The following is a 21,840-nucleotide window of genomic DNA, read 5'->3' as shown; positions in this document are numbered from 1 at the left end:
AGGCGGGGTCTCGGGGGGGGGGGGAGGATGTGGGAGTGGGGGGCTAGCTTCGGAGAGCTTCGGAGAGCTTGACGCGCGAGCCCATCCGCAGGAGGGAGTTCTCGTAGATTTTCGCCCCGATGATGATCGCGGCCGCGCAGGTCACGAGCAGGATGACGAGGCTCAGCAGCGGCTCCCACCACTGTGCCTCGCCGACGAAGAGACGCATCGGCATGCCCACAGGAGCCGAGAACGGTACGTACGACATGATCGTCAACACCAGCGGGTTGTCGTTGAAGAAGATGACGAGCATGTACGGCGCCATGATCAGCATTGTGATGGGGGTGGTTGTGGAGCCGATGTCTTCCTGACGAGACACCATCGACGCCGCGGCGGCGAACATCGCTGCCAGCAGAATGAAGCCGAACAGGAAGAACACCGCAAACCAGATGATGGGCGCACCGAGTGTGTTGAGCACCTCGCGCTGGCCGGTGACCATCAGCCCGACCGTGGCTACCGCCGCGAGGGCGAGGATCTGGCCAATCGCGAGTACGGTGTTGCCGAGAACCTTCCCTGCCAGAATCGTGCGCGCAGGAATCGCCGAAAGAAGCACTTCAATCACACGAGTTTGTTTCTCTTCCACGACACTCTGCGCGATCGTTCCACCGAAGGTTGCTGCGGCGATCATGAATACCGCACCAAAAGCGATCGCGACGATGAACCGGAGCAGTGGATTGGTCGTCATTGGTTCGAGGATGACCACGTCTGGCTGCAGTGAGAGCGCCTGAATGAGGAAGCTGGGGGCGTCTTCCAGTGCAATGACCGTGTACCCCGCAACTCCCTCGTCTGCGAGAACGGCAGCGTCGACCGTTCCATCTCGCACGAGGTCTTCTGCTTCGGCCTGGTCGGTGACCGTGGTTACGTCGACATCGGGGATCTCAGATACCGCGGATGCCGTTTCGGCTGTCGCTGCGATGGGTGTGGCGTCGGTGTTCGCGCTTTGGAAACCGGCGAACAAGACACCTGCAAGGGTGAGCAGTAACAGGATGCCGCTGGAGATCATGAACGTCTTGCTGCGGAGCTTCGAACCAATCTCCCGCTCGGCCACGAGCCAGACACCGTTCGAAGCCTTCAGCATCCCTGCCCCGTTTTTGCCCTGGTGTCCTGCGCCGTTGGTGCCGTGGTGCTCTGCCCGGTTGGTGCCCTGGCGCTCTGCGCCGTTGATGCCCTGGTGCCCTGGCCCGTTTTGGGGCGCTGAGCCTGTCGAAGTGCTCACTGGATGACCTCCTTGAAGATCTGTGCGAGAGAGGGATGCTTGGGGGTGAAGCTGGCCACGTCGCCGCGCTGCACCGCAGATTTCAACACGCGTTGGGCTGTCTCTGGTTCGTCTGCATCGAAGAGCGCATAGCCGCCTTCGAAGTCGACGACGGTGACGCCTGGTTCGGTGCGTAGCCAGCCGGCGTCTCCGGTGGAGACCAGTTCGTAGCGGTTGTTGGCATGCTGGGAGCGCAGTCCTTCGCGTGACCCGGAGGCGCGGATTACGCCTCCGGCCAGGATGACAAGGTCGTCGCACAGCCGTTCGACCACATCGAGCTGATGGGATGAGAACAGAATTGATGCGCCCTTGGCGGCGCTCGCCTGCAACACGCCAGCGACCACGTCGACAGCGAGCGGGTCGAGTCCAGAGAACGGCTCGTCGAGGATCAGTACTTTCGGATCGTGCACGAGCGACGCGGCGATCTGCGCGCGTTGCTGGTTGCCGAGCGACAGCGACTCGATCGTGTCGTTGAGGCGCTCCCCGAGCCCGAGTTCGGTGAGCAGATCGGTCGCCCTTTCGGTCGCTTTCTGCTTGTCGAAGCCGTGCAGGCGGGCCAGATAGACAATCTGCTCAAGCACTTTCATCTTCGGGTAGAGGCCGCGTTCTTCGGGCATGTATCCGAAGCGGCGACGGTCTTCGGCCGAGAGCGGTGCACCGTCGAGCTCAACGTTGCCGCCGTCGGAGGACAGCAGGCCAAGCACAATCCGCATGGTGGTGGTCTTGCCCGCGCCGTTGCCGCCGACAAAACCGGTCAACCGCCCAGGGGTGACCGTGAAGGACACGTCGTCGAGCACCAACCGAGAGCCGTAGCTCTTGGTGATGCCGGAGAGTTGGAGCTTTCCTGTCGTCATGCCTCCACGCTAGACATCCACCCTTCTCACTTCGTCCCCCCTCCGGCGGACTTCCCCCCTCATCCCCCCTCATCCCCCCTCCGGCTGACCCCCTCTCAGAGTCGCCGAGTGCACGGCCGGTTGCCGAGTGCACGGACTACTCACGTGAGCTGCCCGTGCACTCGCCGCGATCCCGTGCACTCGCCGAGAGATGGGGGGAGCTGGGGGTCAGCGGGGGTGGAGGGTGGTGCGGATGAGGAGTCCGGCGACGAGGGCCCAGAACGCGGCGCTGACGCCGAAGACGGCGATTCCGGATGCGGCGACCAGAAATGTCACGACCGCGGGGAGGCGCTCGTGGGGATCTTGGATCGCCTGTTGCACGGACGATCCGAAGGCGGCGAAAAGTGCGAGGCCAGCAACGGCCGGGATCACGGCGGTCGGTGCGAGCACGACCAGGGTGGCGAAGGCGGCAGAAGAAGCGCCGAGCACCAGGTACGACACCCCTGTTGATACTCCAGCCACCCACCGCCGCTTCGGATCGGGATCTGCATCGGGCGATGCCGCGAGCGCGGCGCTAATCGCCGCGAGGTTGATGGCGTGACCGCCAGCAGTAGCGCCGAGTGCTGTGCCGACCCCGGTGACGAACATCGCGGGGCGCCACGGCACTTCGTAACCGAAGCTGCGCATAATCGCGATTCCCGGCACGTTTTGTGAAGCCATCGTCACGATGAAAAGGGGAAGCGCGAGCCCGATCACCGCGCCAATAGTGAAGGTGGGGGCGGTGAACTCCAGCTGCGGCAGTAGTCGTCCGGGGGAGAACTTTCCGCCATCGCCGATCAACGAAACAGTGACAACCACCGTCGCCGCGACAAAGGCAAGTGGCACGGCCCACCTCGGCGCAAAACGCGCACACACGAGCCACGTGAGCACCACGGGAACCACACCCCACGGATTCGCGACCATCCCGGTGATCGGGGCGAGACACAGCGGCAACAACACCCCGGCGAGCATCGCCTGTGCGATGGAAGGCGGGATGCGGGCGATCAGGGTGCCAAGTGCGGGCCAGAGAGCCGTGAACAAAATGAGTACGGCTGTCACCAGGAAGGCACCGACGGCTGCGGGCCATCCGCCCTCAACCGTGCCGGTCGCCACGAGCAGGGCGGCGCCAGGGGTCGACCAGGCGACGGTGATTGGCATGCGATATCGCCAAGCCAGTACGACACAGGCAAGGCCCATCGTGAGGCTGACCGCGAGGAGGCCACTCGCCGCCTGTGCCGCGTTTGCCCCGACGGCATCCAGCCCGGTGAGCACGACGGCGAATGAACTCGTGAATCCGACGAGCGCCGTCACCACCCCCGCCAAGATCGGGCGTGAGAGGGGAGCGGATCCTGCCATGGGTCTGAGGCTATCGCGGGACGCGGAACCTGCTGTGCCTAGGCGAGTCCGAAACGGTGCGCGAGCACCACGGCCTGCACGCGATCGCGCGCTCCCAGCTTCTGCAACACCCGGGAGACGTGGGTCTTTACGGTGGCTTCGCCGATAAACAGCGCCTTTGCGATCTCGGCATTGCTTTGCGCATCCGCAAGCAGCGCCAACACTTCAGCCTCGCGCTCGGTGAGTGGATCGGTGAGCGTCACCTTCGGCACCGCAACGCGCGCGACCGGGGTTTCCGTCGGCAACGGGGCGGGGTTAGCGGCGAAACGTGCGACCACTCGGCGGGTCACTTCGGGGGCGAGGATTCCGTCGCCAGCCGCAAGCGCGCGCACGGCAGAGATCAGGTCTTCGGCGCCGGCGTTCTTGAGTAAAAAGCCGCTGGCCCCCGCATCCAATGCCCTGAACAGGTAGTCATCTTGGTCGAAGGTGGTGACGATCGCGATGGCCGCGCTGACTGTGGGATCGGCGACGATGCGCCGGGTCGCTTCGATGCCGTCCATGTCTGGCATCTGTACATCCATCGTGATGACGTCGGGGTGGAGGGTAGACGCCAACGCCACCGCCTCTGCTCCCGATGCTGCCTCGCCCACCACCGTGATGTCTGGTTGCGTATCGAGAATTGTGCGGAAGCCCGCACGCAACAGCGCGTGATCGTCGACGAGGAGCACGCGGATCGGATCGCTCATCGCGTCACACTCGATTCGGCGGATACGGGGTCGGATACGGATGCGGATACGGGGTCGGATGCAGACAGCGGCACGCGTGCACGCACCCGCATGCCTCCGAGAGGCCGAGCGGCGACCTCGATGGTGCCACCAGAGGCGGCGGCTCGCTCGCGCATTCCGAGTTGTCCGAGGCCTGGACGCACCTGACCGACAGTGTGTCCCGTGTTCACGATCTCGACCTCAACGCCCTGGTCGTCGTAGCGCACGCGTACGTCGGCCGTCGCGCCTGGGCCCGCATGGCGCCGCGCGTTCGTCAGGGACTCTTGGGTGATCCGGTAGAGGTTCACGGCGACGAGCGAAGGCACGGCGGCCGGCTCTCCGATCACGACGTAGCCCGTGGGTAAACCCGCCTCGATCGACGCATCGACAAGTTCGGCAATGTCGTCGAGGGTGAGGATCGATGCGGAATCCATCGTCTCCCCTCCCGGGGCGCGCAGAGTCTCTAGCAACTGCCGAAGCTCGTGAATCGCATCGCGCGCGGAGTCTTCGATGCCTGTGAGAATGCGTGCGGATTGCGCGGGATCACGGTCGAGAACGAGTCGGGCCGCACCCGCCTGCACGCCCATCACTGACACGTGGTGAGCCACCACATCATGCAACTCTCTGGCGATGCGCACACGGTCAAGCGCCACGGCCTGCGCCGAGGTCACCTCGCGCTCGCGCTCCAGCTCTACGGTGCGTTCTTCGAGCGCGGCCAGCTGCTCAGCGGCGGCCCACGAGCGCTCGCCGAAGTAGTACGCGCCACCGAAATAGAGCACGTTCAGCAAGATCTGAATGAGCATAAAAGCCAGGTACGGCGACATCGCGCCAGCAACGACTTCGGCCTGGTCGGCCTCGTCAATCACGTCGCGGTACGCCGTAATCAGAAGCCAGATGAACATGCCCACAATGATCGCGACGCGCACAATAAGCGCGCGGCGGCGATCATTCATCCACGCCCCGACTGTGTAGAGACTGATGAACATCGCGATGTTGCCGACGTATATCTCGGGGACGCGAGCCGTCACCGCGGTGAAGTACGCCAGGGCGACGACGATCGCGACCGTTCCTGGCCAACAACGGCGGAAGGCGAGCGGAACCGTGGCGACGACGGCGTAGACGACGGCCCACCAGAGCGGGGCCTGATCCTCGCCGTAAATCTCGGCCATCGAGGACAACCCTGCGCTCAGCACCGCCCCGACAAACATCACGACGGCGAGCAACACGTCGGCGCGAAGCTCGCGATCGGTTGGTGTGCGGGTGAGCAGTTCTGCGGCCATCCCTCCACCGTAGGGCGGGGCGGCGCGTCTCGGTATCCCCCGTGGGGCGGATCGCGGCGTCAGTCGAGCAGTCGCTCGATCACCTGTGCGACACCGTCGTCGTCGCTTGATGCCGTGGTTTCGTTCGCCGCGTCCTGCACCACCGATTCCGCGTCGGCCATGGCGATGCCCAATCCAGCCCACCGCAGCATCTCGACATCGTTGAGTGCGTCACCAAACGCGACGACATCCGCCCGCTCAATGTGCAGATGTTCGCACAGGCGGGCAAGGCCCGTGGCCTTGGTGACGCCTTCGGCCATGACTTCTACAAAAGGGGCCCCAGAAAGAGTGGCTTCGAAGCCGGTGAGGCCGAGGGAGCGCACCGTGTCGAATAGTGCTGCGGGGGCGAGCTCGGGGTGCCGAATGACGAATTTGAGGCTGGGGGCAGCAAGCACCTGCTCCAACGGCACGCCGCCCATTGTCTTCGGATCGCGTTTGTGGTCGGCGAGGTCGGCAATATCGGCGTACCCGTGCTGGGCGACGAACGTTTCTCCGGCATCCCGCACGCTAGCGAACAGTAGCCCGGGGATACTCGCGCGCAGAGCCTCGGCGAGAGCTTGGATGGTCGCGGGAGGGAGCTCTTCGGCGAACAGCATCCGTGCGTCACGAAGGTGTACGGCGTACGCGCCGTTGCTGCAGAGCGCCCAGTCGTCAAACTTTGCGTCGGCGGCGATGGTGCGCAAACCGATCGGCTGGCGCGCGGTGACCGGAACAACGTGGATGCCGCGCGCCCTGGCCGCATCCAGAGCCGCGCGGGTGCGTGCGGTGACAGCCGATGCCGAGTTGAGCAGCGTGCCGTCGAGATCGGTGGCGATCAGTCGTGGTCCTCGCATCGTGCGTCCTTTTCTCGGCGGGTGCTTCGACAGGCTCAGCAACCGATTCCGCGCGGTCCCTGAGCTTGGCTCGGCGGGTGCTTCGACAGGCTCAGCAACCGATTCCGCCGGGTCCCTGAGCTTGTCGAAGGGTCAGGAGAAGATCATCGGCATGTCGTCGTCATCCTCAGCGCCGCCGAAATCCACGTCAACCACCACGGGAACGTGATCGCTTGGCTGTTCGCCCTTGCGCTCGTCGCGGTGGATAGACGCGCCGGTCACGGCTTCGGCGAGTGTGCGCGAGCCGAGCACAAAGTCGATGCGAACACCCTCATTGCGGGGAAACTTCAGGCGCTGATAGTCCCAATAGGTAAAGCCCTCGGGGATCAGCGGGCGCACCACGTCGGTGACGCCAGCATCTTGGAACGCGAAGAATGCGTCGCGCTCTTGCGGTGAGACGTGGGTTGACCGACCGATCACGATGTCGGGGTCTCCGTTGTCCACGTCGAACGGGATGATGTTGAAGTCGCCCACCAGCGCCAGTGGCAACTCAGGATTCGCCGCGAGCTCAGCTGCGGTGGAGTTTTTTAGGGCCTCGAGCCAGCGCAGTTTGTAGGCGTAATGGGGGTCTTCAAGCGAGCGTCCGTTCGGGACATACAGGCTCCACACCCGCACACCGTCGACCATCACCCCGAGCGCGCGAGCTTCGAGCGGAGCGTCAGGGCCTTCGTGTCCCTTTGCGAAGCCCGGCATCTCGTCGAACGACGTGCGCACATCGGTGATCGGCAGCCGGCTCGCGATCGCGACGCCGTTCCACTGATTCAGCCCGTGAACTTCGACGTGATATCCGGCCTCTTCGAACGGGCCGTAGGGGAATTGCTCCGGCTTGCACTTGATCTCCTGCATCGCCAGCACGTCGATGTCTTCTCGGACGGCGAACTCGACGGTGCGGGTGACGCGGGTGCGGATGGAGTTGACGTTCCAGGTGGCCAAGCGCATACGCCCAGCCTACTTGCGGCATCCCCCATCGCCCCCACCCTGCCCCCACCCTGCCTCCGCCTGCATGACTCCACCTGCATGACTCCTCGACAGCTGCAGGGGCCCGGCAGGGCACCTGCTCCGGCATCCGGAAAATCATCATGCATGTGCGGGGTGCGCTGCCTTCTAAACTGGATGTCGTGACCGCACTCGACGTAGACCGCCAGACACTTCTCGACCTCATTAAAGATGAGGCGGTGTTCCACGGTGACTTCACGCTCTCTAGCGGCAAGAAGGCGACGTACTACGTCGACATGCGCAAGCTCACGCTGGATCACCGTGCCGCCCCCGCCATCGGCCGCATCATGCTCGACCTGATCGGCGACCTCGACATCGTCGCCGTCGGCGGGCTCACGCTCGGCGCCGACCCGATCGCGAACTCTGTGCTGCATGCCTCTGTTGCAGCCGAGCGTCCGCTTGATGCCTTCGTTGTGCGCAAAGAGCCGAAGGATCACGGTCGCGGTCGTCAGATCGAGGGTGCCGACGTGAAGGGCAAGCGCGTCGTGGTGTTGGAAGACACGTCGACCACAGGGCAGTCGGCGCTGAAGGCAGTGGAGGCGCTGCGCAAAGAGGGCGCCGAGATCGTCGCTGTTGCGGTGATCGTAGACCGCAAGACCGGCGCGCAGGCCGCGATCGAAGCTGAGGGACTGGAATGGCGAGCAGCCTTCGACCTCAACGACCTCGGACTTGACCCGCAGTGACCCGCTACGCGCTCGCCGTCGATGTCGGCGGTACGAAGATGGAGGCCGCGCTCGTCGCGGAAGATGGTCTGCTCGTTGTGGGTAGCCGTAGTCGGCAGGGCACTGGCCGCGAAGCCACTCTCGACTCGTTGAACGCCGCAGTGGTGGCGATCGTCGAGCACGCGCTCGCTGCTTTGCCTGCGGGGGCTGAGGTTGTGGGTGCCGGGATCGGTAGTGCTGGCCCCGTCGACCGGACGATCGGCGCGATCATGCCGGTCAATATGCCGCTCGCCCTGGGGTTCGGTCTGGAAGCGTCGGTGCGCGAGGCGGCATCCGCCGTTCTCGGACGCGATGTGCCCACCACTCTGGGACATGACGGGGGCGCGCTCGCGCTCGCTGAATCATGGCTCGGCGCAACACAGGGTGCTCGCGCCTCGTTGTCGATCGTTGTCTCTACCGGAGTCGGCGGCGGGTTTGTGGCGAATGGGGCCTACCTCTCCGGCGCAACCGGTAACGCAGGGCACCTTGGTCAGATGCGTCGAGAAGGCGGCCTGACTCTCGAAGAAATCGCTTCTGGTCCGGCAAGTGCGGCATGGGCTCAGCAGCAGGGGTGGACCGGTGCCACAGGTGAGGATCTTGCGCGAGACGCCGATGCGGGTGACACCACCGCACGGGCGGCGATTGAGCGTTCGGCCCGCGAGGTGGGGGAGGCGCTGGCTGATGCTGCAACGCTCGTCGACCTGGATGTTGTGGCGATCGGTGGCGGATTCTCGCGAGTGTCTCCCGATTACATCGACCTCGTGCAGCAGGCGCTCACCGCGAGCGCGGTGCACGAATACTCCCGCCGCACTCGCGTAGTGCGCTCTGGCCTGGGCGATGAGGGTCCGCTGATTGGTGCCGCGGCGCTCGTCTTGCGCTGACTCTTCTTCACAACGCTTCAACGCTTCGACGCTTCAACGCTTCAACGCTTCAACGCTTCAACGCTTCAACGCCACAAAGGCTCAACGGTTCGCCGTGAGGAGATGACGCGGCGGACCTTCGAGTCGGGCGACGGAGACTTTGAGGTCGGCGACGTCACGTGCGACCCCATCGATCCGCGCGCTGAGCTTTTCGTCGACGGCGTCAATCCGCGCGCCGAGTTTCACATCGACAGCGTCAATCCGCGCGCCGAGCTTCTCGTCGACTGTGTCAATCCTGGTGCTGAGCTTCTCGTCGAGTCGGTCGATGCGGCGGACTATCCATGCTCCGGCGGCGACGAAGCTCGAGCCGAGGGTGAGCACGATGCCGATCGCGCTGACGATAATCGCGACGACCTCGGTAGACACGTGCACTCTTTGCTGGTGGGTAGGGAAATGACGTTACGCCGCTTCTCGCTCGGTTGCCCCCGGTGCCACGGCATCTGTGGAGATGTTTTTCGCACTTGAAGTAGTGGAGAGGATGTCAGCTGTGCGGCGCTATCTGGCGTGGCATCCGCGCGGCAATCAGCATCAGCACCGGCACCATGGCGCACAGTGTTGCTGACACAAGGAATGTGGCGCGGGATGCCGGGTCGTGCCCGACCAAAAGCACCAGCGTGGGCACGAATGTGCCGCCGACGGCACCGCAGGCGACGAGCGCTCCGGTCACTGCGGCGCTGCGAGCGGTGTCGAGACGGTCAAGAGCGAGTCCCAAAATGAGCCCGTAGCTCGGGGCCAGAAGCACCACAACGACAGCCAGCGCGACGAGCGCCCACACGGGAGCAGTTCCCACGAGCAACCCCGTGGCCGCCATCAACACGGCGGCCACGCTCGTGCTCACAGCGAGGATCACGAGGGGAGGGGTGGCGAGACGCCGCAGCGCAGCTGCGCCAAAGCGACCGACGGCCATCAGTGTCCAAAATGCCGAGGTGCCCAGTGCTGCAACGCCGGGATCAAGGGCGAGGAGCCGCTCGGGAATCACCGCCGACCAACCGGAAAGTACTGTTTCTACGCCGACGTAGAGTGGCAATGCCACGGCGAACGGCAACAGAATCCTCAGCCCGCCGACGTCACGATGGGGCGGCACTCCCGAGCCAGCCGCCGAGCCGAACGCCGTGGGGCGACTCGCGGCCAACAAGACGACGGCAACGACGGGAACGGCAGCGAGAAGGCTGAGCGCCGGACGTGCCCCTACCCCCGCGGCAACGAGAAGTGGGGTCACGGCGGCACAGACGGCGACCGTGCCGAGAAGTGCGCTGAGCAGCCCGGTTGCGCTGCCGACGGCCATCGACTTCGCGGCAACGGAGCCAGACGCCTCGACCAGCCCAAACCCGAATCCGGCGATGGCTGCCGCCGCGATAAACATCGCCGGAGTGCTGGCAAAAGCTCCGGCGACGATGGCCGCGGCCTGGAGTCCGCTGCCGAGCATCAGTGTGATGCGAGCGTTGGTGCGCATCAAAAGCGGGCCAGAAGCCAGCACCCCGATGAGCAACCCCGCAAAGAGCGCAGGCACTGCCACGCTGAGTTCGGTGCCGATCGTCTGTTGTGCGGCGGGGAGCATCGCGGGAACGAACGCCGCAGTGACCCCCAGACTGGCAAAAGTGGCAAACAGCCCGGTACGTGCGCTTCGGGGTGTCACGCCCCGCCCGCCCGCACGTGGTGCACGGCGGCGAAGGTGTCGCGCAGTGCCTCCATTGAGCGGTCGTAGTTCGACTGGGCGACACCGATAAAGATGCAGTCGACCACCATCAGCTGCGCGATGCGGCTCCCCAGTGCACCAGAGCGGAAGCCGGTCTCGCGCGCTGCCGTGGTGAGGACGATGTCGGCTTGCCCGGCCAGCGGCGCTCCGGCATGGTTCGTGATCGCGATGGTGGTCGCCCCGGCCTTGCGGGCGAGCAACAAAAACTCGATGGTGTCGGTGGTTGCGCCGCTGTGTGACACCGCAATCGCCACGTTGCCCGGTCCGAGAGTGGCCGCCGATGTCCAGGCGGCGTGCGGGTCTGACCACTCCAGCGCGGTGCGCCCAATACGGGTGAGCTTGCGCTGTAGGTCGAGGCCGACGATCGAGCTCGCGCCGACACCGAAGATGTCGACTCTGGTCGAGGAGGTAATTGCGTCTACCGATGCCCGCAATGATTCGGTGTCGAGCACCTTGGCGGTGTCGGCGAGGGAGAGGGTCTCGGCGAGCGACACCTTCGCCACGATGTCTGCGAGGGTGTCGTTGCGGTCGATGTCTCCGGATACGTCCGGAAACGCGGCGGTGTCGAAGGTTTCGCGCTCGACATCGCGCAAGACGTGGTTGCGGAGTTCGCGCACGTGTTCGTAGCCGAGCCGTTTGCAGAACCGCACGACCGAGGTGGTCGAGGTGTCGCAACGCTGGGCGAGCTCGGCGACGGAGAGTCCGGCCGTGCGCGCGGGGTCGGTGAGAAACAGATCGGCGATGCGTTGTTCGCTTGGCCGTAGTTCGGGGCGGATGGCCCGCATGCGAACGAGCACGGGGTGTGCGCCTGCTTCGTCGCGGACGGCTTCATTGATCATGACGGTCTCCGATCGGTGTCCCATAACAGTAAGGGAACTTCTGTTACATCTGAAGTGGGTTTCATGTACTTTTGGTACTTACCCGACCGACGATGTTCACAGGGCGATCAGGCAGCACCGCCTGAACCTGCACCAGGGCAATGCGGTCCCAGCCAGGAGGAATCTGTAATGAGCACAGCACGGCGAGCGTCATTCGGCGCTCTCACCGCCACGGGTGTCGCTTTGGCGCTCGTGGTTACCGGATGTTCCGCCCCCGCGTCCGACTCCGATTCGTCGGAAGGCACAGCGGGCGGCGATCTTGTCATCGGCGTCACCAGCGATCCAGACACCCTTTTCCCGTGGAAGGCGACGCAGTTCCAGGCCGTCAACGTGCTGCAGAACCTGTACGGCACGCTGACCGAATTCGACGAAGAACTCAACGTCGTCCCCGGCCTCGCCGAGTCGTGGGAGGTCTCCGAAGACGGCCTCACCGTGACCTTCACCCTGCGTGAAGGCGTCACCTTCGCCGACGGCAGCACCTTCGGATCCGAAGACGTCAAGTACTCGCTCGACGCGATCGCCGCCGAAGAGACCGCGGCGGTTGCCAGTTCCTCCCTCGCCTCTGTCACCGCGGTCGAGGCGACGGATGAGAACACCGTCACCCTCACGCTGAGCGCACCGGACGCGGCACTTCCCGCGAACCTCGCCGTGATCAACATGGCGATGCTCTCCTCTGACGACACGGAGGAAGCTCTCAACGCCACCCCGAATGGCACCGGCGCGTTCATCCTTGAGGACCGCACCGCAAGCCAGTCGATCACGCTCGCCAAGAACGAGGACTACTGGGGCGACACGGCGCTGCTCGACACTGTTGAGTTCCGCGTGATCCCCGACGAGTCGTCGATTGTCTCTGCGATGCAGTCCGGCAACGTGCAGCTCGCCGTCTTCAACGACCCGCTGGTGGCCCAGACCGCTGAGGGTGCCAACGTTGAGGTCGCCACCACCCCGCAGCTGAGCTACCACGCCCTGCAGCTGAATGCCACGCGCGGCGATCTGACCGACGTCAACGTGCGCCTTGCTATGCAGTGCGCCATCGACCGCCAGGAAGTGCTCGACACGGCAGCTCTCGGCGAAGGTGAAGTCACCGGCCCCATCACGTCTCCTGCGTACAAGTCGGATCCAGACGCACGTCCGTGCCCAGAGCGCGATCTCGACAAGGCCGCTGAGTACCTCAAGAAGGCGGGCAAGGAAGACGGCGTCACCGTCAACACCATCGTCTCGCAGGGCGAGTACGCCACCTCGGTCAACGAAGCGCAGAGCCTGAAGGCGCAGCTCGCCGAAGCGAACATCACCCTTGAGCTCGAGGTTCTCGAGTCCGGTGCATTCGTTGACCGCTGGATTGCGGCTGACTTCGATGCTGCCGTCGCGCTGAACGGCGGTCGCCCCGACCCAGACGGCATGTACGGACGTTACTTCACCAGCACCGGAAACCTGAACCAGGTCGCCGGCTACTCCTCGCCTGAGCTCGACGCTCTGTTCGCCGAGGGTCGCGAGACGGCTGACGCGGAGAAGCGCAAGGAAATCTACGCCCAGGTCTCCGAGAACCTCGAAGACAATGCCGCGTGGATCTGGCTGTTCACCAGCTACTCCTACACCGCAACGGCATCGAACGTCGACGGTTTCGTTCCGATGGCGAACGGCGCGCTGCAGTACCTGCGCACCACTTCCCTCAAGTAGCCGAATGTGGGGGCGCGGTACGGCCGCGCCCCCACATTCGCCCCAGACAGGCCCCGACGACAGGCACCACACACTCGCATGTTCAGACAGATTCTCCGTAATAGCGTGCTGCGACGCATTCTCGCCGCCCTCGGCACGCTTTTTGGCGTCGCCATTTTCGTGTTCCTGATGCTGCGCGCCATTCCTGGCGACCAGATCAGCTCCAATCTCGGCACAGAGGCGGCCGCACTGACGCCTGCGCAGCGCGCGGCACTGGAGTCGTACTACGGGCTGGACCAGCCGCTCATCGTGCAGTTCTTCTCGTGGTTGGGCAACATCTTCACGGGAAACCTCGGCTTTTCTGCGCGGGCTCAGACGAGTGTTCTCGATCTCACCGCCGCCGCGCTTCCGGTGACGTTTGAACTCGCGATCTTCTCGATCGTGATCGCCCTCGCGATCGGTATCCCTCTCGGCATGCTCTCCGCGTCGAAGCCCGACTCGATCCGCGATGGTTTCGGTCAGGTCGTCGGACTTGCGGGTCTTTCCATCCCCGCGTTCCTGTTGGGGACCGCGTTGCTGGCGATCCTTGCCTCGTCATTCGGGTTCAACCCGAACGGACAGGGGTACGCCACGCTGTTTGAAGACCCCCTCTTGAACCTCCAGCAGATGTTGCTGCCGTCGATCGTGTTGGGCTTCGGTATCGCCGCGCCCATCATGCGCACCACTCGCACAGCGGTGCTGGAGATTCGCGCCAACGACTTCATCCGCACCGCCCGCGCGAAGGGTGTTCCTCCTCGCCGCTTGCAGGTGCGTCACGTGCTCGGCAATGCGCTGGTGCCCATCGTCACGATGACAGGCTTGCAGTTCGGATACCTTCTCGGCGGTGCCGTGGTGGTGGAGCAGATCTCGTCGCTCCCCGGCATCGGGCGCCAGGTGCTGCTCGGCATCCAACAGAAGGAATACGCGCTCGTGCAGAGCACCGTGCTCGTGATCGCGCTGGCCTTCGTGATCGTCAACCTGCTCACCGACCTGCTGTACCGGGTCATCGATCCTCGGGTGCGTGCCGCATGACCGCCATCTCTCAAACACCGACCCTCACCCCAGGCGGTGGACGCAACCAGGAGCGCCTGCGGCTGCTGCTGCGCAGCCGCAGCGGTCTCGCTGGGCTGATCATCGTGGTGCTGCTCGCCATTCTCAGCATGGTCTCGGCGTTCGGCTTGCTGCCATATGACCCGCTGGCGCAGGATCCTCCCTCTCGCCTACAGGGTCCGTCGGCTGTGCACTGGTTCGGCACAGATCAGTTCGGACGCGATGTGTTCTCTCGGGTCGCTGCCGGTGTGGCGAACTCGGCGCTGATCTCTGTTGTCGCTGTCGCCTTCGCTACCGTCGTTGGCACGCTCTGTGGCCTGATCGCCGGGTTCTATCGCGGTTTCTCCGACAGTGCGATTTCCGCCGTCACGAACGTGCTGTTTGCCTTTCCTCCGCTGCTGCTCGCGCTGTCGCTGGCATCGGTGTTCGATCGCAACTGGTTCACGATTGCCGTGGCCATCGCCATCGTCTACGTCCCGATTTTTATTCGCGTAACCCGTGGCCCTGTGCTGTCGCTGCGCGAAGTGGAATACGTCAAGGCAGCCAAGAGCACCGGACAGAGCCGGATGGCGACGATGTTCCGGCACGTGTTGCCGAACATCACCTCGATCATCATCGTGCAGGTCACGCTTTCGCTGTCGTGGGCGGTGCTCACCGAGGCATCGCTGAGCTTCCTCGGACTCGGCACCCCGCCGCCTGCGCCCTCGCTCGGATCGATGATCTTCGAAGCGCGCACGCTGGTGACCATTGCCCCGTGGACGATGATTGCGCCCGGTGTGATCGTGGTGCTGCTGGTGGTCGGACTGAACCTGCTCGGCGACGGACTTCGCGACAGCCTCGACCCGAGAAACAGAGGAAAGCGATGACCACGGAAGATCTCGGCGGACTCGCCACCGAGGCGAGCGACCCGCGTTACGCCGAACTCGATCTGATGAGCGTCGCAGAACTCGCCCAGACGATGAACGAGGCAGATGCCAGCGTGCCCGCTGCTGTCGCGCGCGCCATGGGACAGATCGTGCCGGCAATCGAGGGGACCGCTGAGCGCATGGCCCAGGGGGGCCGTTTGGTCTATGTCGGCGCGGGAACCCCAGGACGCATCGGCGTGCTTGACGCCTCAGAATGCCCACCCACTTTCAGCACTCCGCCGGAGATGGTGTTTGCGATCATGGCAGGGGGACCCCGCGCGATTGTGAACCCCGTCGAAGGCGCAGAAGACGACGCGGAGGCGGGGGCGGCCGCCATCGATGCCTCAGAAATTGGTCCGCTCGATACCGTGATCGGGATCGCCTCCAGTGGACGCACTCCCTATGTTGTCGCCGCTGTGACTCGTGCGCGGGAACGCGGCGCACTCACGGTCGGTCTGTCGTGCAACAGCGGCACCGTTCTTAGTGCAGCCGCCGATCATGGCATCGAAGTTGAGGTCGGTCCAGAGGTGCTCTCCGGCTCCACACGCCTCAAGTCGGGGACAGCCCAGAAGCTGGTGCTCAACATGTTCTCCACCATCTCGATGGTGCGAAACGGCAAGGCATACGGCAACCTGATGGTTGACGTGAAGGCGACGAACCACAAGCTGCGCGAGCGTGCCATTCGCATGGTGCAGACCATCGCCGATGTCGACCGCGAGGCGGCGGTGCAGGCGCTGGAAACGTGCGCCTACGACGTGAAGCTCGCCTCGATCATGATCCGCCGCGGCGATGACCTCGCCGCAGCCACCGCTCGACTCGCTGCGACCGGCGGCCGGTTGCGCACCGCACTGGAAGGCAACTGATGCGCGTTCTTGGACTGATTTCTGGCACATCGCACGATGGGATTGATGCGGCAGTCGTCGACTTCGCTACCAGCGGCGGGTTCACCGCGTGCGGCGTCGATCTGCACGGCACCGTGCTCGCTGCAACGAGCGTGCCGTACTCGCCAGAGCTGCGCGCACGGCTGGTCGCGGCGCTTCCCCCCGCCCAGACGACCCTCGCCGAGGTGTGCGAACTCGACACCCTCATCGGCCAGGCTTTCGCCGAGGTTGCCGCCGATATCGCTGCCGAGGTCGGCGGCGTCGATGCTGTCTGCTCGCACGGCCAGACCGTCTACCACTGGGTAGATGGAGCACAGGCGCTCGGCACCCTGCAGATTGGACAGCCAGCCTGGATCGCCGAGAAGGTCGGCGCTCCGGTCGTGTCAGACATCCGCATCCGCGATATCACTGTCGGCGGCCACGGCGCTCCGCTGGTCTCCTTCCTTGACGAGCTTTTGTTGCGTTCGCGCGCGGGAGTCTCTGCGGCCCTCAACCTGGGCGGCATCTCAAACATGACAGTGGTGCGGCCGGATGGCCTGGTGGCCTACGACATCGGCCCGGCCAACGCGCTGGTCGATGCGGTGATTGTGGAGCACGGGCTGAACCCCCTCGGTTACGACGACGACGCAGCGATTGCGCGCACGGGTCAGATTGATGAGGCGCTGCTGGCAGCCCTGCTCGACGATGCGTACTACGCGCTTCAGCCGCCCAAGAGCACCGGAAAAGAGCACTTCCACCTGGGCTATGTGCACGAGCACCTTGCCGCACAGGGGCGGGAGATTCCGGTAGCCGATGTCGTGCGCACGCTCACTGAACTGACGGTGCGCACGGTGGCACGCGACGTTGAGGCCGCCGGTATCGGCTTTCTCGCGGTCTCGGGTGGCGGCTGCCGTAATCCGTTGCTGCTGGATGGACTCCGCGCCGCCCTGCCGACGACCGAGGTGGTGCTCGCCGACGAACTGGGCGCCGCCGCCGACAGCAAGGAAGCGATCCTTCTCGCGCTCATCGGATGGTCGACGATGCATGGGGTTCCCGCCATCGTCCCCGGCGGTACCGGAGCACGCGAGCCGCGCATTCTCGGCACCATCACGCCGGGTGTCGGCCCGCTGCAGATGCCGGAACCGATCACCGCTATCAACTCCCTCGCGCTCACGGAGGCCTCGGCATCGTGACCCTGCAGGTGCGCCGCGCCACCCCGGACGACCTGTCCGGGGTGCTCGACGTGTTCCTCGCCTGCTGGCGGGAGAGCTATCGAGGGATCCTCCCCGATGCCTCCATTGATGCGATGACTGACGAGCGGGCAGAAGCGCTGTGGCGCCGAGTGCTCGCCGCCGTCGATGGTGTCGTGCTGGTGGCAGAACGCGAAGGCGCGATCGTCGGGATGACCCGGTACGCGGTAACGCAGACAGATGCTGACCGCACCGCCGGCGCAGTGCACTCCCTTTACGTCTCCCCGCGCGCCCACGGCGGCGGGATTGGTGGAGCACTCCTCACCCGCGCGGCGGATGACCTGCGTGAGGCGGGGGCAGAGGCGGCCACCCTTTGGGTGTTCTCCGCGAACCAGCCGTCGATCGGCTTCTACGAGGCGAAGGGCTGGCATCCAGACGGTGCGACGCGCACGCAGCCGGAGTTTGGTGAGCCGGAACAGCGCATGCGTAAGGAGTGGTCATGAGCGCCGGGGCAATCCAGCGCATCCGCGTGCTTCGGGTGCCGTCTCCTCTACTGCGCCCTTTTGTCACCGCAGTGCGGCGCGCCACCCACCTCGATGTCGTGCTCGTCGAGGTGACCGATGCCGAAGGACGCCGCGGATACGGCGAAGCCGCCACCAGCTGGCGCGTCACCGGTGAGAGCCCCGAGAGTGTGGCGGCTGCCGTCGCCGGGCCGCTGGCAGAGATTGTGCTCGGCCATCCAGCCACAGACACCGACCTTGCCGCACGAATTGCCCCGTCGGTGTGGGGTAACGCTGCCGCGCGCAGCGCGGTCGAGTGCGCTGCCGCCGATCTTGCTGCACAGCAGCGGGGACTTCCGCTGGCGGCGACCCTGGTCGTGAGTGATGTAGCGACTGATGTGGCGAGTGTTTCCGGGCGGCTGGCCAGCACCCCGTCGCGCATCCGCACCGACATGACACTCTCTGTCGCTGAGCCGGCCGAACTCGCGAAGCGCGCGACCGAGTACGTGGCGCGAGGGTTCGGATGCCTCAAACTCAAAGCCGCAGCGACCCACGACACCATCGCAGGTCTTCGCGCGCTGCGGGCAGCCGTCGGTCCAGAAATCGTGCTGCGAGTAGACGCAAACCAGGCCTGGACTGCGGCAGAAGCTATCGGCGTGATCCGCGCAGCCGAAGACGCGGGCCTCGGGTTGGAGTTCGTGGAACAGCCGGTCGCCGCCCATGATCTCGCCGCGCTCGCCGCCGTGACGGCCGCTGTCGATACGCCGATCATGGCGGATGAGTCGGTGCGCACGGCTCGGGATGTGCGGCGGATCGCCGAACGCGGTGCGGCGACGCTGGTGAATATCAAGCTCGCGAAAACAGGCGGGCTCGCCGAAGCCCTCGCGACAGCCGATGCTGCCCGCACAGCAGGGCTGGGCATCGTGATCGGCTGCATGATGGAGTCGCACGTGGGCGTGAGTGCTGCTGCGCACCTGGCCGCGGCCATTGCTCCCGAAACAGTGCACGACCTCGATGCCGCGTCTTGGCTGCGAAGCTCTCCGGTAACCGGCGGGATGTCGCTCATGGGCGACGCTCTCGCGCTCAATGCGGGCCACGGGATCGGGGTAACGGGGATCTCCGCTGACGCAGAGGCCGATCTTCTCCTCGATGTGTCTTTTCGTGTGGGGGTGCCCGCATGACCGCCGCTGAAGCCGTCGCAGCCGTGCTCGCCGGCTCATCCGCCCCGCGCGGAGCGGTCGCCGGTGTGGCCACTGCGGCAGGGCGCGATATTTCTGCTGGCGGCTCGGCTGACCTTTTGGGTACACCCGTGACCACGGCTACCGCCTTCGACATCGCATCGGTGTCGAAAGTCGCCGCGACCACTACCGCGATCCTGCGCCTGGTAAGCCGCGGCGAGCTGAGGTTCGAAGACCACGTTGACCGTTTTCTACCGCGCACACACTGTGCGCCCGAGACAACAGTGCGTCACCTGCTGCACCACCGAGCAGGGCTGTGGGAGTGGCAGCCGCTCTACCTGGATCGTGCGCACACAGACGCGGCGGATGCGGCGGATGCCCTCCCGTTGCGCTACGGGCTCGACGAAGCTCATCACTACTCCGACCTGGGCTTCATGCTGCTTGGACGCATCGTTTCGGTCGTTACAGGACTCCCGTTGGACGATGCGGTGCGCGAGCTCGTGACCGCCCCGCTCGGCCTCGACCGCACCGGATATGGTCCTGCGGTCACCCCCGTGGCTTCGTCGGCCATCGGTGACGCCGCCGAGCGTCGAATGGTCGCGACCGGTGAGCCGTACCCGATCCTGATCCCCGTCACTGACCCCGCCGATTTTGCGTGGAGGGAAGGCGAGATCAACGGCGTCGTCAACGACGGCAACTGTTTTCATGCGTATGGCGGAGTCGCCGGTCACGCGGGTGTGTTCAGCACCGCAGACGATCTCCTGACCCTCGGAATGGCTCTTGCTACTCCCGACCGGCACCCCGAGCTGTGGCATCCGCAACTCGTGGCCGAGCTGTTCCGCGACGGCCCAGATCAGGGCCAGGCGCTCGGCTGGCGCAGTCGTACCGCGCTGATGGGTGGCCTCGAGACGAGGATGCTGTGGCACCCCGGCTACACCGGCTGCGCCCTCGGCGTCATCCCTGAGACGGCGTCTACACCTGGTGCCGCTGTGGTGCTGCTGAGTAACCGACTTTTTGCCGCAGAGCCCGCCACGACAGAGACGCTGTGGCACACGGCGCTCCCCGCCCTCCTGGACGACCAGATCATTTTCCGCGACACCGAAAGAACGAGAACACCATGAGCACCACCGAGCCCGTGCTGAGCATCACCGGCCTCGCCGTCGCCTTCCAGACCGGCTCCGAGCTGGTCACCGCGATCAGCGACATCAACATCGACATCGCCGCCGGCGAGACCGTCGCTGTGGTGGGGGAGTCCGGTTCAGGCAAGTCGACCACAGCCGCCGCCGTCAACCGCCTGCTGCCAGAGAATGGCTCGATCACGGCTGGCAGCATCCGCTTTGATGGGCGCGAACTGACCGATCTGCCAGAGAGCGCCATGATCTCGCTCCGCGGTGCCGGCATTGGTCTTGTTCCGCAGGATCCGATGTCGAACCTCAACCCGCTGATGCGCGTCGGCGAGCAGATCGGCGAGGCGCTCGAAGTGCACGGGCACACGAGTGGCGATGCCACCAAGACCCGCGTCGTTGAGCTGTTGGAGATGGTGGGCATCGCAGATGCGGCGCAGCGCGTGCGGCAGTACCCGCACGAGTTCTCCGGCGGCATGCGCCAGCGCGTGCTCATCGCCATGGGGCTCGCCTGCAAGCCCCGCCTGCTGATCGCCGATGAGCCCACCTCGGCTCTCGATGTGACAGTGCAGCGTCGGATTCTCGATCAGCTCGACACGCTTACCGGTGAGCTGGGCACCGCCGTGTTCCTCATCACACACGACCTTGCGCTCGCCGCGGAGCGTGCCGACCGGATCGTCGTGATGTTCCGCGGAAAGGTCGTCGAGGAGGGCACGTCAGAGCAGGTGCTCGGCAACCCGCAGCACGAATACACGAAGCAGTTGCTTGCCGCAGCTCCGAGCCTCGCCTCGCGCCGCAACGCGGTTCCGCAGCGGGAGGCCGCCACAGGGACGCCGTTCGTCGAGATTCGCGACCTGCGCAAGGAATTCGACCTCCGGGCGCCCAAAGCAGGCGAGCCGCAGACATTCACTGCTGTTGACGGGGTGAGCTTCGAGATCCGCCGCGGCACCACTGTGTCGATTGTGGGGGAGTCCGGATCAGGCAAGTCGACCACCGCGAACATGGTGCTCGGACTCGAAGACGCCACGTCCGGCTCGATTCTGTTTGACGGACTGGACCTGACGGCCCTCCGCCGCAAAGAGCTTTTCGCCCTGCGTCGCCGTGTGCAGCCGGTGTTCCAGAACCCGTATGCCTCGCTCGACCCGCGCTACACCGTGGAGCAGTCGATCGCTGAGCCTCTGAGCGTGCACCGCATCGGCACGGCGGCTACCCGTCACTCGCGGGTGCTGGAGCTGTTGGAGCAGGTAGCACTGCCCGCCGCGATGGCAGAGCGCCTGCCGCACGAACTCTCCGGTGGACAGCGGCAGCGCGTGGCAATTGCCCGTGCGCTCGCGCTGGAGCCCGAGCTTGTGGTGCTCGACGAAGCTGTCTCCGCGCTGGATGTGCTGGTGCAGGCGCAGATCCTCGATCTACTCGCCGACCTGCAGCGCCGCCTCGGCCTCAGCTACCTGTTCATCAGTCACGACCTGGCCGTCGTGCGGATGATCTCCGACGAAGTGCACGTTATGCAGCGCGGCGTCGTGGTGGAAAGCGGCACACCGGAGCGCATCTTCGATGCCCCGCAACACCCGTACACCCGCGAGCTGCTCGCCGCGATCCCCGGCGCATCCCTCGCCACCTAACCCCGCACCCGGCTGCGGCTGCACACTTGTCGGGAGTTTGCCTCCGGATCGGCCGAAAATGCACGAAAT

The 21,840-nt window shown here is 65.2% G+C and carries 21 protein-coding genes; 11 read left to right on the top strand and 10 right to left on the bottom strand.

Annotated elements, in window-relative coordinates; translation table 11 throughout:
- Window positions 1–43: 43 nt before the first annotated feature.
- The 7 genes from AB0O87_RS02020 to AB0O87_RS01990 all read right to left on the bottom strand — a co-directional run bounded on the left by AB0O87_RS02020 (window position 44) and on the right by AB0O87_RS01990 (window position 7,395).
- Window positions 44–1,117, bottom strand: a complete 1,074-nt coding sequence (locus AB0O87_RS02020; RefSeq protein ID WP_363512869.1) for an ABC transporter permease — start codon at window positions 1,115–1,117, stop codon at window positions 44–46.
- Window positions 1,118–1,251: 134 nt separating this feature from the next.
- Window positions 1,252–2,148, bottom strand: a complete 897-nt coding sequence (locus AB0O87_RS02015) for an ATP-binding cassette domain-containing protein (protein ID WP_363511243.1) — start codon at window positions 2,146–2,148, stop codon at window positions 1,252–1,254.
- 207 nt (window positions 2,149–2,355) lie between these two features.
- A complete protein-coding gene (locus AB0O87_RS02010; RefSeq protein ID WP_363511241.1) occupies window positions 2,356–3,522 on the bottom strand; it encodes a benzoate/H(+) symporter BenE family transporter in 1,167 nt (388 codons plus the stop codon).
- A 38-nt stretch (window positions 3,523–3,560) separates the two neighbouring features.
- A complete protein-coding gene (locus AB0O87_RS02005) occupies window positions 3,561–4,247 on the bottom strand; it encodes a response regulator transcription factor (RefSeq protein ID WP_363511239.1) in 687 nt (228 codons plus the stop codon).
- The gene (locus tag AB0O87_RS02000; protein ID WP_363511237.1) at window positions 4,244–5,545 is read right to left on the bottom strand and encodes a histidine kinase; all 1,302 of its coding nucleotides are present in this window, start codon (window positions 5,543–5,545) and stop codon (window positions 4,244–4,246) included. Before AB0O87_RS02000 ends, AB0O87_RS02005 begins: the two co-directional genes overlap by 4 nt.
- Before the next feature lie 59 nt (window positions 5,546–5,604).
- A complete protein-coding gene (locus tag AB0O87_RS01995) occupies window positions 5,605–6,417 on the bottom strand; it encodes a Cof-type HAD-IIB family hydrolase (protein WP_363511235.1) in 813 nt (270 codons plus the stop codon).
- A gap of 132 nt (window positions 6,418–6,549) precedes the next feature.
- Window positions 6,550–7,395, bottom strand: a complete 846-nt coding sequence (locus tag AB0O87_RS01990) for an exodeoxyribonuclease III (RefSeq protein WP_363511233.1) — start codon at window positions 7,393–7,395, stop codon at window positions 6,550–6,552.
- A gap of 179 nt (window positions 7,396–7,574) precedes the next feature.
- Here AB0O87_RS01990 and pyrE point away from each other — a divergent pair, with 179 nt between their 5' ends.
- Together pyrE and AB0O87_RS01980 are read left to right on the top strand one after the other, a co-directional pair.
- Window positions 7,575–8,135, top strand: a complete 561-nt coding sequence (gene pyrE, locus AB0O87_RS01985; protein ID WP_363511231.1) for an orotate phosphoribosyltransferase — start codon at window positions 7,575–7,577, stop codon at window positions 8,133–8,135.
- Window positions 8,132–9,034, top strand: coding sequence for an ROK family protein (locus tag AB0O87_RS01980; RefSeq protein WP_363511229.1), 903 nt, complete (start codon window positions 8,132–8,134; stop codon window positions 9,032–9,034). The genes pyrE and AB0O87_RS01980 overlap by 4 nt, the downstream gene beginning before the upstream one ends.
- Before the next feature lie 81 nt (window positions 9,035–9,115).
- On the opposite strand, the gene AB0O87_RS01975 is transcribed toward AB0O87_RS01980, so the two are convergent.
- The 3 genes from AB0O87_RS01975 to AB0O87_RS01965 form a co-directional block, all read right to left on the bottom strand.
- On the bottom strand, window positions 9,116–9,439 hold the full coding sequence (locus AB0O87_RS01975; RefSeq protein WP_363511227.1) for a hypothetical protein: 324 nt from the start codon (window positions 9,437–9,439) through the stop codon (window positions 9,116–9,118).
- Between the two features lie 115 nt (window positions 9,440–9,554).
- Entirely contained in the window at window positions 9,555–10,709 is a 1,155-nt protein-coding gene (locus AB0O87_RS01970; protein ID WP_363511225.1) for an MFS transporter, read from the bottom strand.
- Window positions 10,706–11,608, bottom strand: coding sequence for a MurR/RpiR family transcriptional regulator (locus AB0O87_RS01965; RefSeq protein WP_363511223.1), 903 nt, complete (start codon window positions 11,606–11,608; stop codon window positions 10,706–10,708). Before AB0O87_RS01965 ends, AB0O87_RS01970 begins: the two co-directional genes overlap by 4 nt.
- Window positions 11,609–11,776: 168 nt before the next feature.
- Between AB0O87_RS01965 and AB0O87_RS01960 the strand changes: the two genes are divergently transcribed.
- The 9 genes from AB0O87_RS01960 to AB0O87_RS01920 all read left to right on the top strand — a co-directional run bounded on the left by AB0O87_RS01960 (window position 11,777) and on the right by AB0O87_RS01920 (window position 21,771).
- Window positions 11,777–13,324 (top strand): ABC transporter substrate-binding protein, encoded by a 1,548-nt coding sequence (locus AB0O87_RS01960; protein ID WP_363511221.1) that lies wholly within the window; start codon window positions 11,777–11,779, stop codon window positions 13,322–13,324.
- A 78-nt stretch (window positions 13,325–13,402) separates the two neighbouring features.
- Window positions 13,403–14,374 (top strand): ABC transporter permease, encoded by a 972-nt coding sequence (locus AB0O87_RS01955; RefSeq protein WP_363511219.1) that lies wholly within the window; start codon window positions 13,403–13,405, stop codon window positions 14,372–14,374.
- Window positions 14,371–15,258, top strand: a complete 888-nt coding sequence (locus tag AB0O87_RS01950) for an ABC transporter permease (RefSeq protein WP_363511217.1) — start codon at window positions 14,371–14,373, stop codon at window positions 15,256–15,258. The genes AB0O87_RS01955 and AB0O87_RS01950 overlap by 4 nt, the downstream gene beginning before the upstream one ends.
- Window positions 15,255–16,160 (top strand): N-acetylmuramic acid 6-phosphate etherase, encoded by a 906-nt coding sequence (murQ, locus tag AB0O87_RS01945; protein WP_363511215.1) that lies wholly within the window; start codon window positions 15,255–15,257, stop codon window positions 16,158–16,160. The genes AB0O87_RS01950 and murQ overlap by 4 nt, the downstream gene beginning before the upstream one ends.
- Window positions 16,160–17,350 carry an anhydro-N-acetylmuramic acid kinase gene (locus AB0O87_RS01940; protein ID WP_363511213.1) on the top strand — a complete coding sequence of 397 codons (1,191 nt, stop codon included), beginning with the start codon at window positions 16,160–16,162 and terminating at the stop codon, window positions 17,348–17,350. Before murQ ends, AB0O87_RS01940 begins: the two co-directional genes overlap by 1 nt.
- Window positions 17,347–17,850, top strand: coding sequence for a GNAT family N-acetyltransferase (locus AB0O87_RS01935; protein WP_363511211.1), 504 nt, complete (start codon window positions 17,347–17,349; stop codon window positions 17,848–17,850). The genes AB0O87_RS01940 and AB0O87_RS01935 overlap by 4 nt, the downstream gene beginning before the upstream one ends.
- Window positions 17,847–19,028 carry an enolase C-terminal domain-like protein gene (locus AB0O87_RS01930; RefSeq protein WP_363511209.1) on the top strand — a complete coding sequence of 394 codons (1,182 nt, stop codon included), beginning with the start codon at window positions 17,847–17,849 and terminating at the stop codon, window positions 19,026–19,028. Before AB0O87_RS01935 ends, AB0O87_RS01930 begins: the two co-directional genes overlap by 4 nt.
- Window positions 19,025–20,146, top strand: a complete 1,122-nt coding sequence (locus tag AB0O87_RS01925) for a serine hydrolase domain-containing protein (protein WP_363511207.1) — start codon at window positions 19,025–19,027, stop codon at window positions 20,144–20,146. Before AB0O87_RS01930 ends, AB0O87_RS01925 begins: the two co-directional genes overlap by 4 nt.
- Window positions 20,143–21,771: an ABC transporter ATP-binding protein gene (locus AB0O87_RS01920; protein WP_363511205.1), complete on the top strand. Its 1,629-nt coding sequence runs from the start codon at window positions 20,143–20,145 to the stop codon at window positions 21,769–21,771. The genes AB0O87_RS01925 and AB0O87_RS01920 overlap by 4 nt, the downstream gene beginning before the upstream one ends.
- The last annotated feature ends 69 nt before the right edge of the window (window positions 21,772–21,840 follow it).

Source organism: Microbacterium sp. NPDC076768 (assembly GCF_040687205.1).
In the GTDB taxonomy this organism is placed as follows: Bacteria; Actinomycetota; Actinomycetes; order Actinomycetales; family Microbacteriaceae; genus Microbacterium.
Note: the sequence above shows the minus strand (reverse complement) of the source record. Positions and strands in the feature narration are given on the sequence as shown.

Bases quoted from the DNA above. Each gene is read 5' to 3' on its own strand.
- AB0O87_RS02010 (WP_363511241.1), bottom strand. From the start codon at position 3,522: ATGGCAGGATCCGCTCCCCTCTCACGCCCGATCTTGGCGGGGGTGGTG.
- AB0O87_RS01940 (WP_363511213.1), top strand. From the start codon at position 16,160: ATGCGCGTTCTTGGACTGATTTCTGGCACATCGCACGATGGGATTGAT.
- AB0O87_RS01990 (WP_363511233.1), bottom strand. From the start codon at position 7,395: ATGCGCTTGGCCACCTGGAACGTCAACTCCATCCGCACCCGCGTCACC.
- AB0O87_RS01965 (WP_363511223.1), bottom strand. From the start codon at position 11,608: ATGATCAATGAAGCCGTCCGCGACGAAGCAGGCGCACACCCCGTGCTC.
- AB0O87_RS02020 (WP_363512869.1), bottom strand. From the start codon at position 1,117: ATGCTGAAGGCTTCGAACGGTGTCTGGCTCGTGGCCGAGCGGGAGATT.
- AB0O87_RS01930 (WP_363511209.1), top strand. From the start codon at position 17,847: ATGAGCGCCGGGGCAATCCAGCGCATCCGCGTGCTTCGGGTGCCGTCT.
- AB0O87_RS02015 (WP_363511243.1), bottom strand. From the start codon at position 2,148: ATGACGACAGGAAAGCTCCAACTCTCCGGCATCACCAAGAGCTACGGC.
- AB0O87_RS01925 (WP_363511207.1), top strand. From the start codon at position 19,025: ATGACCGCCGCTGAAGCCGTCGCAGCCGTGCTCGCCGGCTCATCCGCC.
- AB0O87_RS01960 (WP_363511221.1), top strand. From the start codon at position 11,777: ATGAGCACAGCACGGCGAGCGTCATTCGGCGCTCTCACCGCCACGGGT.
- AB0O87_RS01950 (WP_363511217.1), top strand. From the start codon at position 14,371: ATGACCGCCATCTCTCAAACACCGACCCTCACCCCAGGCGGTGGACGC.
- AB0O87_RS01920 (WP_363511205.1), top strand. From the start codon at position 20,143: ATGAGCACCACCGAGCCCGTGCTGAGCATCACCGGCCTCGCCGTCGCC.
- AB0O87_RS01995 (WP_363511235.1), bottom strand. From the start codon at position 6,417: ATGCGAGGACCACGACTGATCGCCACCGATCTCGACGGCACGCTGCTC.
- AB0O87_RS02005 (WP_363511239.1), bottom strand. From the start codon at position 4,247: ATGAGCGATCCGATCCGCGTGCTCCTCGTCGACGATCACGCGCTGTTG.
- AB0O87_RS02000 (WP_363511237.1), bottom strand. From the start codon at position 5,545: ATGGCCGCAGAACTGCTCACCCGCACACCAACCGATCGCGAGCTTCGC.
- AB0O87_RS01955 (WP_363511219.1), top strand. From the start codon at position 13,403: ATGTTCAGACAGATTCTCCGTAATAGCGTGCTGCGACGCATTCTCGCC.
- murQ (WP_363511215.1), top strand. From the start codon at position 15,255: ATGACCACGGAAGATCTCGGCGGACTCGCCACCGAGGCGAGCGACCCG.